Genomic DNA, 16,026 nt, shown 5'->3' on the forward strand with positions numbered 1-16,026 from the left:
AGAGAAATGGTGGAGTCCATCGCACGCGTGCGACACATCCGCGTGACCCCTCAGAAGGCTCGTCGTGTCGTCGCGCTCATCAAGGGCAAGCAGGCCCAGGAGGCTCTGGCGATCCTGAAGTTCGCACAGCAGAGCGCCAGTGAGCCGATCTACAAGCTTGTCGCGTCGGCCATGGCCAACGCACAGGTCAAGGCGGATCGTGACGGCGAGTACCTCGACGAGCAGGACCTGTACGTGGCTAACGCCTACGTAGACGAGGGGACGACGCTCAAGCGTTTCCAGCCTCGTGCACAGGGTCGCGCTTTCCAGATCAAGAAGCGCACGAGCCACATCACGGTCGTGCTCTCGACGCCTGAGGCGGCTCCGGCCGCTGCAAGCGACAGCAACAAGAAGGCGAGCAAGTAATGGGACAGAAAGTAAACCCGTACGGCTTCCGCCTCGGCATCACCACGGACCACGTGTCGCGTTGGTTCTCGGACTCGACGAAGCCGGGTCAGCGTTACGCCGACTACGTCGCCGAGGACATCAAGATCCGCAACCTGCTGAAGACGCAGCTCGACCGTGCCGGTGTCTCGAACATCGAGATCGAGCGCACCCGTGACCGCGTCCGCGTCGACATCCACACCGCCCGTCCGGGCATCGTGATCGGTCGTCGTGGCGCCGAGGCCGAGCGCATCCGCGGCGACCTCGAGAAGCTCTCGGGCAAGCAGATCCAGCTGAACATCCTCGAGGTCAAGAACCCCGAGGCTGACGCTCAGCTCGTCGCACAGGGCATCGCCGAGCAGCTGTCTGCTCGCGTGGCGTTCCGTCGTGCGATGCGCAAGGGTCTCCAGGGCGCGCAGCGCGCTGGCGCCAAGGGCATCCGCATCCAGGTCTCCGGCCGCCTCGGCGGCGCCGAGATGAGCCGCTCGGAGTTCTACCGCGAGGGTCGTGTGCCGCTGCACACGCTGCGCGCGAACATCGACTACGGCTTCTACGAGGCGAAGACCACCTTCGGCCGCATCGGCGTGAAGGTCTGGATCTACAAGGGTGACCTGACCAACAAGGAGCTTGCTCGCGAGCAGGCCAACGCCCCGAAGTCCCGTCGTGACGACCGTGGTGGCGACCGCCGCCGCGCGCCGCGCAACGAGGCCCCTGTCGCAGAAGGAGCGTCTGCCTGATGCTTATTCCCCGCAAGGTCAAGTACCGCAAGCAGCATCACCCCAAGCGTGATGGCCAGGCCACCGGTGGCACGAAGGTCTCCTTCGGCGACTTCGGCATCCAGGCCCTCACCCCCGCTTACGTGACCAACCGTCAGATCGAGTCCGCTCGTATCGCGATGACGCGTCACATCAAGCGTGGTGGAAAGGTGTGGATCAACATCTACCCCGACCGCCCCCTCACCAAGAAGCCTGCCGAGACCCGCATGGGTTCCGGTAAGGGTTCCCCCGAGTGGTGGGTCGCCAACGTCAAGCCGGGTCGCGTCCTCTTCGAGGTCGCAGGCGTCAATGAGGAGCTCGCTCGCGAGGCCCTCACCCGAGCAATCCACAAGCTGCCGCTGAAGGCACGCATCATCAAGCGCGAGGAGGGCGACGCGTAATGGCGATCGGCACCAAGGAGCTCGCTCCGGCAGAGCTCGACACGTTCGAAGACCAGCGCCTCGTTGAGGAGCTGCGTAAGGCCAAGGAGGAGCTGTTCAACCTCCGTTTCCAGTCGGCCACCGGCCAGCTGGAGAGCCACGGCCGCATCCGCGCCGTCAAGCGCGACATCGCGCGCCTGTACACCGTGATCCGCGAGCGCGAGCTGGGCATCCGTGCGACGCCCGCTCCGGTCGAGGCTCCGGCCAAGAAGGCGACCAAGTCGAAGGCGAAGAAGGCGGACTCCGCTGACGACGCCGTGAAGGAAGAGGCTGAGTGATGGCCACCAAGAAGGAAGCTGCCGTCGAGGCTGAGCACGCAGAGCACGATGTTCGCGATGCGGATGCCCGTGGGTACCGCAAGTCGCGTCGTGGCTACGTCATCAGCGACAAGATGGACAAGACCATCGTGGTCGAGGTCGAGGATCGCGTGAAGCACCCGCTTTACGGCAAGGTCATCCGCCGCACCTCGAAGGTCAAGGCGCACGATGAGGCGAACTCCGCCGGCATCGGCGACCTCGTCCTGATCAACGAGACCCGCCCGCTCAGCGCCACGAAGCGCTGGCGTCTGGTGGAGATTCTGGAGAAGGCCAAGTGATCCAGCAGGAATCCCGCCTCAAGGTCGCCGACAACACCGGCGCGAAGGAACTGCTCACCATCCGTGTGCTCGGCGGCTCGCGCCGTCGTTACGCCGGACTCGGTGACACGATCGTCGCGACCGTCAAGGACGCGATCCCCGGCGGCAACGTCAAGAAGGGCGATGTGGTCAAGGCCGTCATCGTCCGCACGGTCAAGTCCACGCGTCGTCCCGACGGCTCGTACATCAAGTTCGACGAGAACGCCGCCGTGATCCTGAAGAACGACGGGGAGCCCCGCGGCACCCGTATCTTCGGACCGGTCGGTCGCGAGCTTCGTGACAAGAAGTTCATGAAGATCGTCTCGCTGGCGCCGGAGGTTATTTAAGTCATGGCGAAGATCAAGAAGGGTGACCTGGTTCAGGTCATCACCGGAGCCACGCAGGAGCGTGGCGGCGACCGCGGCAAGCAGGGCAAGGTCCTCGAGATCCTGTCCGACAAGAACCGCGTCATCGTCGAAGGCGTGAACTACGTCACCAAGCACACGCGCGTCGGACAGACGCAGCGTGGCACCAAGACGGGCGGCCTCGAGACTGTCGAGGCCTCCATCCACATCTCGAACGTCGCACTCGTCGACCCCTCGACCAAGAAGCCGACCAAGGTCGGCCACCGGGTCGAGGAGCAGACCAAGGACGGCGTCAAGCGCACCGTCCGTGTGCGGTACGCGAAGAAGTCAGGTAAGGACCTCTGATGGCAACCACCGACGCTGCGGTGGCTGGCAAGATCCAGCCCCGCCTGAAGGCGAAGTACAAGGCCGAGATCCAGCAGAAGCTGCAGGATGAGTTCGGCTACACCAACGTGATGCAGATCCCCGGTCTGGTCAAGGTCGTCGTGAACACCGGTGTCGGTGAAGCGGCCCGCGACAGCAAGGTGATCGACGGCGCGATCGACGATCTCACCAAGATCACCGGTCAGAAGCCGCTCGTCACGAAGGCTCGCAAGTCGATCGCGCAGTTCAAGCTGCGCGAGGGCCAGGCCATCGGCGCACACGTCACCCTCCGCGGTGACCGTGCGTGGGAGTTCCTGGACCGTCTCGTCTCGCTCGCTCTGCCCCGTATCCGCGACTTCCGCGGCCTCTCGGGCAAGCAGTTCGACGGAAACGGCAACTACACCTTCGGTCTCCAGGAGCAGAGCGTGTTCCACGAGATCGATCAGGACAAGATCGACCGGGTTCGCGGTTTCGACATCACCGTCGTCACCACCGCGAAGACGGACGACGAAGGTCGCGCGCTTCTTCGTCACCTCGGCTTCCCCTTCCGTACGGAAGACGCCCAGGCGTAAGCGGTTTCGGGCGGGGCGCACAGCGCCCCGCCCGATCCCGTACAATTGAAGATTGCGTGTCATCGCAGGCCGTCTGTCGTGTAACGGCAGCCGGAACCTCATGAACAAAGGAAAACAACAATGACAATGACAGACCCGGTCGCAGATCTGCTGACCCGTCTGCGCAACGCGAACTCGGCGCATCACGACTCCGTGACCCTGCCGTCGAGCAAGCTCAAGACGCACATCGCCGAGATCCTCCAGCAGGAGGGCTACATCGCTGGATGGGAGACGACTGACGCTCGCGTCGGATCGAACCTCACCCTGCAGCTGAAGTACGGCCCCAACCGTGAGCGTTCGATCGCGGGCATCAAGCGCGTGTCGAAGCCCGGCCTCCGCGTCTACGCGAAGTCCACCGAGCTGCCCAGGGTCCTCGGCGGACTCGGCGTGGCCATCCTGTCCACCTCCTCCGGTCTCCTCACTGACCGTCAGGCAGAGCAGAAGGGCGTGGGCGGAGAAGTTCTCGCCTACGTGTGGTAATCGAAAATGTCGCGTATTGGACGACTTCCCATCGACGTTCCCGCGGGCGTGACCATCTCGGTCGACGGCCGTGAGGTCGCGGTGAAGGGCCCCAAGGGTGAGCTCACCCTGACGGTCGCCAAGCCCATCGAGGTCGCGGTCGAGGAGAACCAGGTTCTCGTCACCCGTCCCGACGACGAGCGTGAGTCCCGGTCGCTTCACGGCCTGACCCGCACGCTCATCAACAACAACATCATCGGCGTGACCCAGGGCTACACCAAGGGTCTCGAGGTCGTCGGAACCGGTTACCGTGTCGCTCAGAAGGGCAGCTCGGTCGAGTTCGCCCTCGGCTTCTCGCACCCGGTCCTCATCGACCCGCCCGCCGGTATCACGCTCACGGTCGAGGGCACCAACAAGCTCACCGTCAGTGGTATCGACAAGCAGGCTGTCGGCGAGGCAGCTGCGAACATCCGCAAGATCCGCAAGCCCGAGCCGTACAAGGGCAAGGGCGTGCGTTACGCCGGCGAGGTCGTGCGTCGCAAGGCCGGAAAGAGTGGTAAGTAACCATGGCTCTCAAGTCAAAGTCTGACGCCCGCGCGCGTCGTCATGCCCGCCTTCGCAAGAAGGTCGTCGGCACCGAGGCGCGTCCGCGTCTCGTCGTCAACCGCTCGGCTCGCCACGTCTTCGTGCAGCTTGTCGACGACAGCAAGGGTCACACCGTCGCGTCGGCATCGACGCTCGAGACCGACCTGCGTTCGCTCGAGGGTGACAAGACCGCCAAGGCCCGCAAGGTCGGCGAGCTTCTCGCCGAGCGTGCGAAGTCTGCCGGCGTTTCCGAGGCAGTGTTCGACCGTGGCGGAAACCGCTACGCCGGTCGTGTCGCCGCCATCGCCGACGGCGCCCGCGAAGGGGGTCTGGCACTGTGAGTGACAACAAGGAGAACGAAGTGACCGAAGCGGCAGCTGCCACTTCCGAGACTGCCACCGGCACCACGCAGGCAGAGCCGTCTCAGCGCGACAACCGCCGTGGCGGCCGTAGCGACCGCAACCAGGGTGGCCGTGACCGCAACTCCCGCGACCGTGGGGACAACCAGTTCCTCGAGCGCGTGGTCACCATCAACCGCGTCTCGAAGGTCGTGAAGGGTGGTCGTCGCTTCAGCTTCACCGCTCTCGTGGTCGTCGGCGACGGCAACGGTCTGGTGGGCGTCGGCTACGGCAAGGCCCGCGAGGTCCCTCTGGCGATCTCGAAGGGTGTCGAAGAGGCCAAGCGCAACTTCTTCCGCGTTCCGCGCGTCGGCAGCACCATCCCGCACCCCGTGCAGGGTGAGGCCGCAGCAGGCGTCGTCCTGCTTCGTCCGGCCGCTGCCGGTACCGGTGTCATCGCCGGTGGTCCGGTTCGCGCCGTGCTCGAGTGCGCCGGCATCCACGACGTGCTGTCGAAGTCGCTCGGCTCGTCGAACACGATCAACATCGTGCACGCGACGGTGACGGCCCTGAAGATGCTCGAGGAGCCCCGTGCGGTCGCCGCACGTCGTGGCCTCGAGTTCGACCAGGTCGCACCCGCGCGTCTCGTCCGTGCGGAGGCTGACGCCATCGCCGCACAGAAGGTAGGTGCCTGATGGCTGCGCGCCTGAAGGTCACGCAGGTCAAGTCCAAGGTGAGCGAGAAGCAGAACCAGCGTGACACGCTGCGCAGCCTCGGTCTGAAGCGAATCGGTGACAGCACCGTTCGCCCCGACGACGCGCAGACGCGCGGTTACGTCAAGACCGTCGCCCACCTCGTCAAGGTTGAGGAGATCGACTAATGGCTGAGAAGAACGAAGCCGCAGGCGCCGAGAAGGCCCCGAAGAAGGCTGCCGCTCCCAAGGCCGCAGCCGAGAAGAAGCCCGCCGCCAAGAAGGCACCGGCGAAGGCGACCGAGGCCAAGGCCGACGCCGTCAAGAAGCCGGCCGCCAAGAAGGCTGCGCCGAAGAAGGATGCTCCGGCATCCCGCCCCGGCGTGCTGAAGGTGCACCACCTGCGTCCGGTCCCCGGATCCAACACCGCGAAGACCCGTGTCGGTCGCGGTGAGGGCTCCAAGGGTAAGACCGCGGGTCGCGGTACCAAGGGCACGAAGGCTCGCAACACCGTTCGCGTCGGGTTCGAGGGTGGGCAGATGCCTCTGCACATGCGCACCCCGAAGCTGCGCGGGTTCAAGAACCCGTTCCGCGTCGAGTACCAGGTCGTGAACCTGGAGAAGCTCGCGGAGCTGTACCCCACAGGTGGCGACGTCACCATCAGCGACCTGGTCGCCAAGGGTGCCGTTCGCAAGAACGAGAAGGTCAAGGTTCTCGGAGACGGCGACATCGCCGTGAAGCTCACCGTCGCGGTCGACAAGGTCTCGGGTTCCGCCGAGCAGAAGATCGTGGCGGCTGGCGGATCCGTCAAGTAACCACTTCATGAGAGGGGTCGGAGATTCTCCGGCCCCTCTTATGGGTTAGCCTGTTCTTTCAGCCGTCCTTCAGGGATCGGCAACCTTTCAGGAGGACGTCCTTGTTTAGCGCCATCGCGCGGATCTTCCGCACGCCCGACCTGCGTCGGAAGATCGGTTTCACCCTCGCCATCGTCGCCATCTACCGGCTTGGCTCGAATGTGCCTGCTCCGTTCGTGAACTTCCCGAACGTCGAGGAGTGCCTCGCGCTGAACTCCGGGACGGAGGGACTCCTCGGACTCGTCAACCTGTTCTCGGGTGGCGCGCTCCTCCAGCTCTCGATCTTCGCCCTCGGCGTGATGCCGTACATCACCGCGACGATCATCACCCAGCTCCTTCGCGTGGTCATCCCTCACTTCGAGGCTCTACACAAAGAGGGCCAGGCCGGCCAGGCCCGTCTGACCCAGTACACGCGCTACCTCACCATCGCCCTCGCACTGCTGCAGTCGACGACGCTGGTCACGGTGGCCCGCAGCGGTCAGCTCTTCGGCACCACCGACATCGCCGCGTGCCAGAACCTCCTCACCAACGACGTGTGGTGGGCGCAGCTGCTCATCATCATGGCGATGACCGCCGGCACGGGCCTCATCATGTGGTTCGCAGAGCTCGTCACCGAGCGCGGTATCGGCAACGGCATGTCGCTGCTCATCTTCACCTCGATCGCCGCCACGTTCCCCGGAGCCATGTGGCTCATCTGGGAGAGCAAGGGCTTCGAGGTCTTCCTCCTGGTGCTTCTGGTGGGAATCATCGTCATGGGCCTCGTCGTCTTCGTCGAGCAGTCCCAGCGCCGCATCCCGGTGCAGTACGCCAAGCGCATGGTCGGTCGCCGCACCTACGGCGGCACCAACACGTACATTCCGATCAAGGTCAACATGGCCGGTGTGATCCCCGTGATCTTCGCCTCGTCGCTGCTGTACATCCCGGCGCTCATCGCACAGTTCAACACCCCGCAGGACGGCTCCGAGCCGGCAGCGTGGGTCACCTGGATCAGCGCGAACTTCACGACCGGCAACAGCCCGATCTACATGGCCGTGTACTTCCTGCTGATCATCGGCTTCACGTACTTCTACGTCGCGATCACCTTCAACCCGGTCGAGGTCGCCGACAACATGAAGAAGTACGGCGGGTTCATCCCCGGCATCCGTGCCGGTCGTCCGACCGCCGAGTACCTCGACTACGTGCTCACGCGCATCACGCTGCCCGGGTCGATCTACCTCGGCCTCATCGCGCTGATCCCGCTCATCGCTCTCGCCACCGTCGGCGCCAACCAGAACTTCCCGTTCGGCGGCGCATCGATCCTCATCATCGTGGGTGTCGGTCTCGAGACGGTCAAGCAGATCGACGCACAGCTGCAGCAGCGACACTACGAAGGGCTCCTCCGATGACTCGATCAGCTCGTCTCCTCATCGTCGGTCCGCAGGGCTCGGGGAAGGGCACGCAGGGCGTCCGCATCGCAGAGTCCTACGGCATCCCGGTCGTCTCGACGGGCGACATCTTCCGCGCGAACATCAAGGAGGGCACGCCGCTCGGCCAGCAGGTCACGGCGATCCTCGACAAGGGCGATCTCGTTCCCGACGAGCTCACCAGCGAGATCGTTCGCGATCGCCTCTCGCAGGACGATGCAGCCAAGGGCTTCCTGCTCGACGGATACCCCCGCAATGCCGCGCAGGTCGAGCACCTCGACGCGTTCCTCGGTGCCCGGGGGGAGTCCCTCGACGCCGTCATCCTGCTCGACGTCCCGCGCGAAGAGAGCATCGAGCGTCTCAAGCTCCGTGCAGCGGAGCAGGGTCGCTCGGATGACACGGATGAGGCGATCGCACACCGTCTCGACATCTACGAGCACGAGACGGCCCCGATCCTCGAGGTCTACGGCCCCCGTGGGATCGTCGACCGCATCGACGGCGTGGGCTCGCTCGACGAGATCACCGAGCGCGTGTTCGCGGCGCTGACCGCACGCGGTCTGCGCCTCGCGGCCTGATCACCGAACGATGTTCCGCAAGTCGATCTACAAGAGCGCGGCTCAGCTGCGTGCGATGGTGGAGCCCGGTCTCATCACGGCGGCTGCGCTCGACGCCGTGCGCCCGCTGATACGACCCGGTGTCACGACTCTCGAGCTCGACGCCGAAGCGAACCGTGTGATCCTCGCCCGTGGCGCGGAATCGAACTTCCAGCTCGTTCGCGGATACCGGCACACCACCTGCATCTCGGTGAACGAAGAGGTCGTCCACGGCATCCCGGGTGAGAGGGTCCTTCAGGCAGGCGACATCGTCTCGATCGACTGCGGCGCGCAGTTCCAGGGGTGGAACGGCGACAGCGCCATCACCGTCGTCGTCCCTGATGAGACGCGCCCCGAGCTGGTCGCCCGGCGCGAGGAGCTCTCACGGGTCACGGAGGGCTCGATGTGGGCGGGGATCGCCGCCATGGCGTCCGCTTCGCACCTCGGTGACATCGGAGCCGCGATCCAGGGATACATCGAGGCACAGGGCCCGTCAGCCGCCTCCGGCGAGACGTACGGCATCCTGCGCGAGTACGTCGGCCACGGCATCGGACGCAAGATGCACGAGGCGCCCAGCGTCTTCAACTACCGCACGCCCGACCCGGGCGCCGAGGTCAAGCCCGGTCTCGTGCTGGCGATTGAGCCCATGGTCACGGCCGGCAGCGACGAGACCTTCGTCGAGGACGACGACTGGACCGTCTCGACGGTCGACGGCACCGACGGCTCGCACTGGGAGCACAGCGTCGCGCTGCACGCGGACGGGATCTGGGTGCTGACCGCGGCAGACGGGGGAGCGGCCGGTCTCGCCCCGTTCGGCGTGACGCCGACCCCGATCGCCTGAAGCCGGCGCTGTCGGTCACGGCGCGATCGGCGATCCAGCGCTCGATCACAACGTGCGCATAGGTTTCTCCGGGCACAATGGGTGTATGGGTGCGCGTGCGCCCGAGGACTTCAAGCCCGGTCCGCCATGGGCGGACCGCGACAGAAACGGAAAGCAATGGCAGCCGCGAAGAGCAACACCAACTGGTTCGTGATCGGCGTCTCGGCGGCAGTGGTGGTCGTGCTGGCCGTTCTGGCCTTCGTCGTCGTGTTCCTGAACAACCAGGCGACCTCCCCGGGCACGGCCCCGCAGAGCTCGATCGTGAACGAGGAGACCGGCGCCATCTCGTTCGGGTCGGGCGAGGACGAGATCGACACCTACGTCGACTTCATGTGCCCCGTCTGCGGGCAGTTCGAGGACGTCTACGGCGAGCAGCTGCAGGCGGCAGCCGCCGACGACAAGATCACGCTGAACATCCACCCGGTGTCGATCCTCAACCGCTATTCGACGACGGGGGAGTACTCCTCGTTGTCGGCCGGCTCGATGTACTGCGTCGCCGCCGAGGCTCCCGACTCGACTCTCGACTACTTCAACCTGCTCTTCGCGAACCAGCCGGAGGAGAACTCGGCCGGTCTCAGCGTCGAGGAGCTGAGCGCGCTCGCCGAGCAGGCCGGGGCGGGCGCCGCGGCTGACTGCATCGCCGACGGCACCTACAACAAGTTCGCCGACTCGCAGACGAAGGCGCATGAGATCACCGGAACCCCGACCGTCGAGGTCAACGGGAACCGCATCGAGAACAGCGAGATCGAGGCGGAGTTCGCCAAGATCCTCGGCTGATCCCGTCTGGTCCGATCAACGGGAGTTCCGGCATTCTGCTCAGGTTGCCGGAACTCCCGTTGTCGGATAACATAGATCCTTGGTGCCTTGCGCCTTGATTCGGCGTGTCTGAATCGGCAGAGGTATCGCAATCCAATCACCCACCGCAGATCGACCGGTCTGCAGAAGCGTCAGCGAGGCTATGGCTAAGAAAGACGGTGTCATCGAGATCGAGGGCGTGATCTCCGAGGCTCTGCCCAACGCGATGTTCCGCGTTGAGCTCTCCAACGGACACAAGGTCCTTGCAACGATCTCAGGCAAGATGCGGCAGAACTACATCCGCATCATCCCCGAAGACCGTGTGGTCGTGGAGCTCAGCCCCTACGACCTGACCCGCGGACGAATCGTCTACCGCTACCGCTGATCGGTCGAGAAGTAACACCCCAGGCACTCAGCCTGCCCGGTGAAGACAGCGAATAGGACACATCATGAAGGTCAACCCCAGCGTCAAGCCCATGTGCGATCACTGCAAGGTGATCCGCCGTCACGGCCGCGTCATGGTCATCTGCAAGAGCAACCCGCGCCACAAGCAGCGCCAGGGCTGAGCGCCCGTCGGCGATGCCGACGGACTCTTCGGATCTGACTCACAACTCAATACACACAACGGCAGGATCAGATCCCACGCGAGTGGGGGACACCTCGGGGCGGAGGCCCGAGCACCGATCCTGCTCCACACCTCCACAACACTCAGGAGAACCGCATGGCACGTCTTGCCGGCGTTGACATCCCGCGCGATAAGCGCGTGGTGATCGCCCTTACCTACATCTACGGCGTCGGCCGTACCCGCTCGGTCGAGATCCTCAAGGCTACGGAGATCGACGAGAGCATCCGCGTGAAGGACCTCAGCGATGACCAGCTGATCGCCCTCCGCGACTACATCGAAGGCAACTACAAGGTGGAGGGTGACCTGCGCCGCGAGGTCGCCGCAGACATCCGCCGCAAGGTCGAGATCGGCTCCTACGAGGGCATCCGCCACCGTCGTGGCCTCCCGGTCCGTGGTCAGCGCACCAAGACCAACGCCCGTACCCGCAAGGGCCCGAAGCGCACCGTCGCAGGCAAGAAGAAGGCCCGCTAAGCGCGGCCCCAGGGACTAGGAGAACACTTTCATGGCTGCACCCAAGGCCGCCGCGCGCAAGCCGCGCCGCAAGGAAAAGAAGAACATCGCGCTGGGCCACGCCCACATCAAGTCGACGTTCAACAACACGATCGTCTCGATCACCGACCCGTCCGGCGCTGTCATCAGCTGGGCATCGTCGGGTGGCGTGGGCTTCAAGGGCTCGCGCAAGTCGACGCCCTACGCCGCTGGAATGGCTGCCGAGTCGGCCGCCCGCCAGGCGCAGGAGCACGGCGTCAAGAAGGTCGACGTCTTCGTCAAGGGACCGGGCTCGGGTCGCGAGACCGCGATCCGTTCGCTGACGGCCGCCGGCCTCGAGGTCGGCTCGATCCAGGACGTCACGCCGCAGGCGCACAACGGCTGCCGCCCGCCGAAGCGCCGCCGCGTCTGATCCGGCTTGTTGAGCCGCTCGGTCCTTCGGGTCCGAGCGGCTCGACGCCCGCCAGCGCGGGCATCGACTCCCAAAACTCAAGACCTCACCCCACCACATGTCATATAGCGGGCATGTGATCGAAAGGAACACAGAGTGCTTATTGCACAGCGTCCCACACTGACCGAGGAAAAGATCGTCGAGAACCGTAGCCGGTTCATCATCGAGCCTCTGGAGCCCGGCTTCGGATACACGATCGGCAACGCGCTTCGTCGCAGCCTGCTGTCGTCGATCCCCGGCGCCGCGGTCACCAGCGTTCGCATCGACGGCGTGCTGCACGAGTTCAGCACCATCCCCGGCGTGAAGGAGGATGTCACCGAGATCATCCTCAACATCAAGCAGCTCGTGGTCTCGTCGGAGCGCGACGAGCCCATCACCGCTTACCTGCGCAAGACCGGTTCGGGCGAAGTGACCGCCGCTGACATCTCGGCTCCGGCCGGTGTCGAGGTCCAGAACCCCGAGCTCGTCATCGCGACGCTCAACGAGACGGCGAAGTTCGAGCTCGAGCTCACGATCGAGCGTGGCCGCGGCTACGTCTCGGCGACGCAGAACCGCAACGAGTATGCCGAGGCCGGTCAGATCCCGATCGACTCGATCTACTCGCCGGTGCTCAAGGTCAGCTACCGCGTCGACGCCACCCGTGCGGGTGAGCGCACCGACTTCGACAAGCTCGTCCTCGACGTCGAGACCAAGTCCGCCATCAGCCCCCGCGACGCCGTCGCTTCGGCTGCGAAGACGCTCACCGAGCTGTTCGGTCTCGCCCGCGAGCTGAACGTCGAGGCTGAGGGCATCGAGATCGGCCCGGCACCGGTGGAGGCAGTGAACTCCAGCGAGCTGTCGATGCCGATCGAGGACCTCGACCTCTCCGTCCGCTCGTACAACTGCCTGAAGCGTGAGGGCATCAACACTGTTTCCGAGCTCGTCGCCCTGTCGGAGACGCAGCTCATGAACATCCGCAATTTCGGCCAGAAGTCGGTCGACGAGGTGCGCGACAAGCTCATCTCGCTCGGTCTGTCGCTCAAGGATTCGGTGCCCGGTTTCGACGGCGCCCACTTCTACGGCGGCAGCGAAGACGAGTCCTTCTGATACCCGACCTTTCTGACCAGGAGTTAGACGATTATGCCCAAGCCCACTAAGGGTCCCCGCCTCGGAGGCGGCCCCGCACACGAGCGCCTGCTGCTTGCCAACCTCGCGGCGGCTCTGTACACCCACAAGTCGATCAAGACGACCGAGACCAAGGCCAAGCGCCTGCGTCCGCTCGCCGAGCGCCTGATCACCTTCGCCAAGCGCGGAGACCTGCACGCTCGTCGTCGCGTTCTCTCGGTCATCGGCGACAAGAGCGTCGTGCACACGCTCTTCGCCGAGATCGCACCGCTGGTCGCAGACCGTGAGGGTGGCTACACCCGCATCACGAAGGTCGGCAACCGCAAGGGTGACAACGCCCCCATGGCAGTGATCGAGCTCGTTCTCGAGCCCGTCACCCCCAAGGCGAAGTCCACCAAGAAGGCTGCCAAGGCTGAGAAGCCGGCCGAGGTCGTCGAGGAGGCTCCCGCTGAGGAGGCTCCCGTCGAGGAGGCTCCGGCAGACGAGACCGTCGAGGCCGGCGCCGAGTCGCAGGCCGAGGGTGAGGCAGCCGAGGCTGCCGCCGAGGACGCTGTCGAGAAGAAGTCCGAGTAAGCACCTCGCTCACTCGAAGAAGCCCGCCGCCCCGTGAGGGACGGCGGGCTTCTTCGTGTATCCGGCGCCTGGACTCAGCGTGCGCGCAGATCCTTGCGCAGGATCTTGCCGGATGCCGACTTGGGAATGGCGTCGATGAACTCGACCTGCCTCACCTTCTCATGAGGCGCGACATGGGCGGCGACGTGCGCCATCACCGCATCCGCGTCGAGGTCTGTTCCCTGCTGCGCGACCACGAACGCCTTGGGCACCTCCTGCCCATCCGCGTCGGGCACGCCGATCACGGCCGCATCGGCGATGGCCGGATGCTCGAGCAGGACCGCCTCGAGCACGGCCGGCGCGACCTGGTAGCCCTTGTACTTGATGAGCTCCTTGAGACGGTCGACGATCCGGAAGATGCCGTCGTGCGTCACCGTCGCGACGTCGCCGGTGTGAAGCCAGCCGTCGCTGTCGAGCATCTCGGCCGTCGCATCCGGCCGGTTGAGGTATCCGGCCATCACCTGGGGACCGCGGATCAGGAGCTCGCCGGGTTCGCTGGCGCCCTCGGCCGGCGCAGTGACATCGGAGCCGTCCTCCGCGACGAGACGCGCCTCCGTGTTCGCGAGCAGCATCCCCACGGACGAGCGGTCGATGTCCGGGCGGTCGTACGGGATCGCGTGCGTGACCGGGCTCGTCTCCGTCATTCCGTAGCCCTGACAGACCGTGCACCCCAGCCGATCGGCCACTGCGGATGCGAGAGCGCCGTCGAGCGGAGCAGCCCCGAGAAGATGACCTTGATCGCGGAGGTGTCGTACTGATCGATGAGCGGATGCTTCGCGAGCGCGACGGCGATCGGCGGCGCGATGAAGACCCAGCTCGTCCGGTGCTCCTGTACGACCCGGAGGAACTCCGTCAGGTCGAACTTCGGCATCGTGACCAGAGCCGCGCGCTGGCGCAGCGCGAAGTTCAGCAGCACCGTCATCCCGTAGATGTGGAAGAACGGCAGGACGGCGAGTACTCGGTCGTCGTCACCGAGAGAGATCGTCGAGCGGCACTGGCTGACGTTCGCGATCAGGTTGCGGTGGGTCAGCATGACGCCCTTGGGCCGGCCGGTCGTTCCCGAGGAGTAGGGGAGTACGGCGAGATGCGTCGCCGGGTCGAAGCTCACTTCGGGAGCGGGGCGACCCTCGCCGAGCAGGGCAGGCAGCGATGGATGCCCCTCGGCGCCGTCGAGGACGATCACGTGGTCGTCGGCGAGTCCGACGGCGTCCGCGGCGGCCTTCGCGCCCGGCAGCAGCGGCGAGACGGTGATCAGCCACGTCGCCTCGGCATCGGTCAGCTGGTTCGCGATCTCCTCGGCCGTGTACAGGGAGTTGATCGTGGTCGCCGTCGCTCCTGCCCGCAGGATGCCGTGGAAGACCGTCGCGAAGGCGGGGATGTTGGGACAGAGGACCCCGACCTTCGTCCCGACGTCCACCCCTCGCGCTGCGAGCGCGCCCGCGAAGAGGTCGATCTGGGCGATCAGCTGACGGTAGGTCGTGGTGGCGCCGCTGACTCCGTCGACGAGGGCGACCGCGTCGAGACGGTCTTCCTCGACGTCTCCGAAGAGGAACTGGTGGATCGAGACCGCGGGGATCTCGACATCGGGATAGGAACTGCGCACCATGAGATCTCCTTCGATCCGGGTCATCGACGACGCCGTCTGATGCGATCCAGTGTCGCACAGGAGGAGACCCGGTCCCAGGAGTATGGAGGACACATGACCGAGGTGCCAGTGCGGCGGAGAGTAGGCTGATCCGGTGAGCGATGCAGAGACCCCGAGCAGAGGGCCTCGCGCCTATACGGCATTCATCGGAATCGGCCTGATCGCAGGCCTCCTCTCCGGCCTCTTCGGCGTCGGCGGCGGCACAGTGATCGTTCCGCTGCTCGTGCTCTTCCTGCATTTCAATCAGCGTCTCGGCGCCGGCACGTCGCTCGCCGCGATCGTCCCGACGGCGACGGTGGGCGTGATCTCCTACGCGATCAACGGAGCGGTGGCGTGGATCCCCGCTCTCATCCTGGCGGCAGGCGCCGTGGTGGGTGCGCAGATCGGCACGCGACTGCTGCCGAAGATCTCGCAGACGGTGCTGCGCTGGTTCTTCGTCGGCTTCCTGGTGATCGTGATCGTGAGCCTGTTCCTGGTCGTCCCTTCGCGCGATGCCGAGTTCGAGCTGGAGCTGCTCAACGGGCTCGCGCTGCTCGCGGTCGGAGTCGGCACCGGAGTCCTCGCCGGTCTGATCGGTGTCGGCGGGGGCGTGATCGTGGTGCCCGTGCTGATGCTCGCATTCGGCACGAGCGACCTCGTGGCCAAGGGCACGTCGCTGCTCATGATGATCCCGACCGCGATCTCGGGCACCATCGGCAACCTGCGCAATCACAACGTCGATCTCGTCGCCGCGGCGATCGTCGGGGTCTCCGCCTGCACGACCACCGCGCTCGGAGCCTGGCTGGCCACTCTGATCGACCCCACGGTGGGCAACATGCTGTTCGCGGCATACCTCGTGGTGATCGCGGTGCAGATGGCGATGAAGGCGATCAAGGGGCGCACGAAGAAGGACTGAACGCCCTTAGTTCCGGCTTGCGGGCACCGTGCCCCAT

Annotated in this window: 25 protein-coding genes and 1 pseudogene; 25 read left to right on the forward strand and 1 reads right to left on the reverse strand. The window is 65.4% G+C overall.

Annotated elements, in window-relative coordinates; all coding sequences use genetic code 11:
• Nucleotides 1-6: 6 nt before the first annotated feature.
• The 24 genes from rplV to rplQ all read left to right on the forward strand — a co-directional run bounded on the left by rplV (nucleotide 7) and on the right by rplQ (nucleotide 13,410).
• Entirely contained in the window at nucleotides 7-405 is a 399-nt protein-coding gene (gene rplV, locus ACZZZQ_RS12210; protein ID WP_053097482.1) for a 50S ribosomal protein L22, read from the forward strand.
• Nucleotides 405-1,160, forward strand: coding sequence for a 30S ribosomal protein S3 (rpsC, locus tag ACZZZQ_RS12215; RefSeq protein WP_042538759.1), 756 nt, complete (start codon nucleotides 405-407; stop codon nucleotides 1,158-1,160). The genes rplV and rpsC overlap by 1 nt, the downstream gene beginning before the upstream one ends.
• Nucleotides 1,160-1,579 carry a 50S ribosomal protein L16 gene (gene rplP, locus ACZZZQ_RS12220; RefSeq protein WP_053097481.1) on the forward strand — a complete coding sequence of 140 codons (420 nt, stop codon included), beginning with the start codon at nucleotides 1,160-1,162 and terminating at the stop codon, nucleotides 1,577-1,579. The genes rpsC and rplP overlap by 1 nt, the downstream gene beginning before the upstream one ends.
• The gene (rpmC, locus tag ACZZZQ_RS12225; protein WP_017829202.1) at nucleotides 1,579-1,896 is read left to right on the forward strand and encodes a 50S ribosomal protein L29; all 318 of its coding nucleotides are present in this window, start codon (nucleotides 1,579-1,581) and stop codon (nucleotides 1,894-1,896) included. Before rplP ends, rpmC begins: the two co-directional genes overlap by 1 nt.
• Complete coding sequence (gene rpsQ / locus ACZZZQ_RS12230) at nucleotides 1,896-2,213, forward strand: 30S ribosomal protein S17 (RefSeq protein WP_053097480.1); 318 nt, start codon at nucleotides 1,896-1,898, stop codon at nucleotides 2,211-2,213. Before rpmC ends, rpsQ begins: the two co-directional genes overlap by 1 nt.
• The gene (gene rplN / locus ACZZZQ_RS12235) at nucleotides 2,210-2,578 is read left to right on the forward strand and encodes a 50S ribosomal protein L14 (RefSeq protein ID WP_053097479.1); all 369 of its coding nucleotides are present in this window, start codon (nucleotides 2,210-2,212) and stop codon (nucleotides 2,576-2,578) included. Before rpsQ ends, rplN begins: the two co-directional genes overlap by 4 nt.
• 3 nt (nucleotides 2,579-2,581) lie before the next feature.
• Entirely contained in the window at nucleotides 2,582-2,941 is a 360-nt protein-coding gene (gene rplX, locus ACZZZQ_RS12240) for a 50S ribosomal protein L24 (protein WP_045253837.1), read from the forward strand.
• A complete protein-coding gene (gene rplE / locus ACZZZQ_RS12245) occupies nucleotides 2,941-3,531 on the forward strand; it encodes a 50S ribosomal protein L5 (protein WP_053097478.1) in 591 nt (196 codons plus the stop codon). The genes rplX and rplE overlap by 1 nt, the downstream gene beginning before the upstream one ends.
• A gap of 120 nt (nucleotides 3,532-3,651) precedes the next feature.
• On the forward strand, nucleotides 3,652-4,050 hold the full coding sequence (rpsH, locus tag ACZZZQ_RS12250; protein WP_045253835.1) for a 30S ribosomal protein S8: 399 nt from the start codon (nucleotides 3,652-3,654) through the stop codon (nucleotides 4,048-4,050).
• Between the two features lie 6 nt (nucleotides 4,051-4,056).
• The gene (gene rplF / locus ACZZZQ_RS12255) at nucleotides 4,057-4,593 is read left to right on the forward strand and encodes a 50S ribosomal protein L6 (RefSeq protein ID WP_053097477.1); all 537 of its coding nucleotides are present in this window, start codon (nucleotides 4,057-4,059) and stop codon (nucleotides 4,591-4,593) included.
• Nucleotides 4,594-4,595: 2 nt separating this feature from the next.
• Entirely contained in the window at nucleotides 4,596-4,955 is a 360-nt protein-coding gene (gene rplR / locus ACZZZQ_RS12260; RefSeq protein ID WP_053097476.1) for a 50S ribosomal protein L18, read from the forward strand.
• Nucleotides 4,952-5,647, forward strand: coding sequence for a 30S ribosomal protein S5 (rpsE, locus tag ACZZZQ_RS12265; RefSeq protein WP_072591671.1), 696 nt, complete (start codon nucleotides 4,952-4,954; stop codon nucleotides 5,645-5,647). The genes rplR and rpsE overlap by 4 nt, the downstream gene beginning before the upstream one ends.
• Nucleotides 5,647-5,832 carry a 50S ribosomal protein L30 gene (gene rpmD, locus ACZZZQ_RS12270; RefSeq protein ID WP_042538783.1) on the forward strand — a complete coding sequence of 62 codons (186 nt, stop codon included), beginning with the start codon at nucleotides 5,647-5,649 and terminating at the stop codon, nucleotides 5,830-5,832. The genes rpsE and rpmD overlap by 1 nt, the downstream gene beginning before the upstream one ends.
• The gene (gene rplO, locus ACZZZQ_RS12275) at nucleotides 5,832-6,458 is read left to right on the forward strand and encodes a 50S ribosomal protein L15 (protein ID WP_072591670.1); all 627 of its coding nucleotides are present in this window, start codon (nucleotides 5,832-5,834) and stop codon (nucleotides 6,456-6,458) included. The genes rpmD and rplO overlap by 1 nt, the downstream gene beginning before the upstream one ends.
• Nucleotides 6,459-6,559: 101 nt before the next feature.
• Nucleotides 6,560-7,882: a preprotein translocase subunit SecY gene (gene secY / locus ACZZZQ_RS12280; RefSeq protein WP_053097474.1), complete on the forward strand. Its 1,323-nt coding sequence runs from the start codon at nucleotides 6,560-6,562 to the stop codon at nucleotides 7,880-7,882.
• The gene (locus ACZZZQ_RS12285) at nucleotides 7,879-8,475 is read left to right on the forward strand and encodes an adenylate kinase (RefSeq protein WP_053097473.1); all 597 of its coding nucleotides are present in this window, start codon (nucleotides 7,879-7,881) and stop codon (nucleotides 8,473-8,475) included. Before secY ends, ACZZZQ_RS12285 begins: the two co-directional genes overlap by 4 nt.
• A gap of 10 nt (nucleotides 8,476-8,485) precedes the next feature.
• Nucleotides 8,486-9,334 (forward strand): type I methionyl aminopeptidase, encoded by an 849-nt coding sequence (gene map, locus ACZZZQ_RS12290; RefSeq protein WP_463507671.1) that lies wholly within the window; start codon nucleotides 8,486-8,488, stop codon nucleotides 9,332-9,334.
• Between the two features lie 156 nt (nucleotides 9,335-9,490).
• Nucleotides 9,491-10,150, forward strand: a complete 660-nt coding sequence (locus ACZZZQ_RS12295; RefSeq protein ID WP_053097471.1) for a DsbA family protein — start codon at nucleotides 9,491-9,493, stop codon at nucleotides 10,148-10,150.
• Nucleotides 10,151-10,331: 181 nt separating this feature from the next.
• Complete coding sequence (gene infA, locus ACZZZQ_RS12300) at nucleotides 10,332-10,553, forward strand: translation initiation factor IF-1 (RefSeq protein ID WP_017201569.1); 222 nt, start codon at nucleotides 10,332-10,334, stop codon at nucleotides 10,551-10,553.
• A gap of 64 nt (nucleotides 10,554-10,617) precedes the next feature.
• On the forward strand, nucleotides 10,618-10,734 hold the full coding sequence (gene rpmJ / locus ACZZZQ_RS12305) for a 50S ribosomal protein L36 (protein WP_033106073.1): 117 nt from the start codon (nucleotides 10,618-10,620) through the stop codon (nucleotides 10,732-10,734).
• A gap of 155 nt (nucleotides 10,735-10,889) precedes the next feature.
• Nucleotides 10,890-11,264 carry a 30S ribosomal protein S13 gene (rpsM, locus tag ACZZZQ_RS12310; protein ID WP_047524098.1) on the forward strand — a complete coding sequence of 125 codons (375 nt, stop codon included), beginning with the start codon at nucleotides 10,890-10,892 and terminating at the stop codon, nucleotides 11,262-11,264.
• A 31-nt stretch (nucleotides 11,265-11,295) separates the two neighbouring features.
• Entirely contained in the window at nucleotides 11,296-11,694 is a 399-nt protein-coding gene (gene rpsK, locus ACZZZQ_RS12315) for a 30S ribosomal protein S11 (protein ID WP_045253826.1), read from the forward strand.
• Nucleotides 11,695-11,829: 135 nt separating this feature from the next.
• Nucleotides 11,830-12,819, forward strand: coding sequence for a DNA-directed RNA polymerase subunit alpha (locus tag ACZZZQ_RS12320; RefSeq protein ID WP_042538798.1), 990 nt, complete (start codon nucleotides 11,830-11,832; stop codon nucleotides 12,817-12,819).
• A gap of 33 nt (nucleotides 12,820-12,852) precedes the next feature.
• Nucleotides 12,853-13,410 (forward strand): 50S ribosomal protein L17, encoded by a 558-nt coding sequence (gene rplQ, locus ACZZZQ_RS12325; protein ID WP_053097470.1) that lies wholly within the window; start codon nucleotides 12,853-12,855, stop codon nucleotides 13,408-13,410.
• A gap of 74 nt (nucleotides 13,411-13,484) precedes the next feature.
• Here rplQ and ACZZZQ_RS12330 read toward each other — a convergent pair.
• Nucleotides 13,485-15,055 (reverse strand): annotated as a pseudogene (locus ACZZZQ_RS12330) (AMP-binding protein).
• Between the two features lie 133 nt (nucleotides 15,056-15,188).
• On the opposite strand from ACZZZQ_RS12330, the gene ACZZZQ_RS12335 reads away from it, so the two are divergent.
• A complete protein-coding gene (locus ACZZZQ_RS12335) occupies nucleotides 15,189-15,989 on the forward strand; it encodes a sulfite exporter TauE/SafE family protein (protein ID WP_463507672.1) in 801 nt (266 codons plus the stop codon).
• The last annotated feature ends 37 nt before the right edge of the window (nucleotides 15,990-16,026 follow it).

The sequence above is a fragment of the Microbacterium sp. AC132 genome (assembly GCF_979258525.1).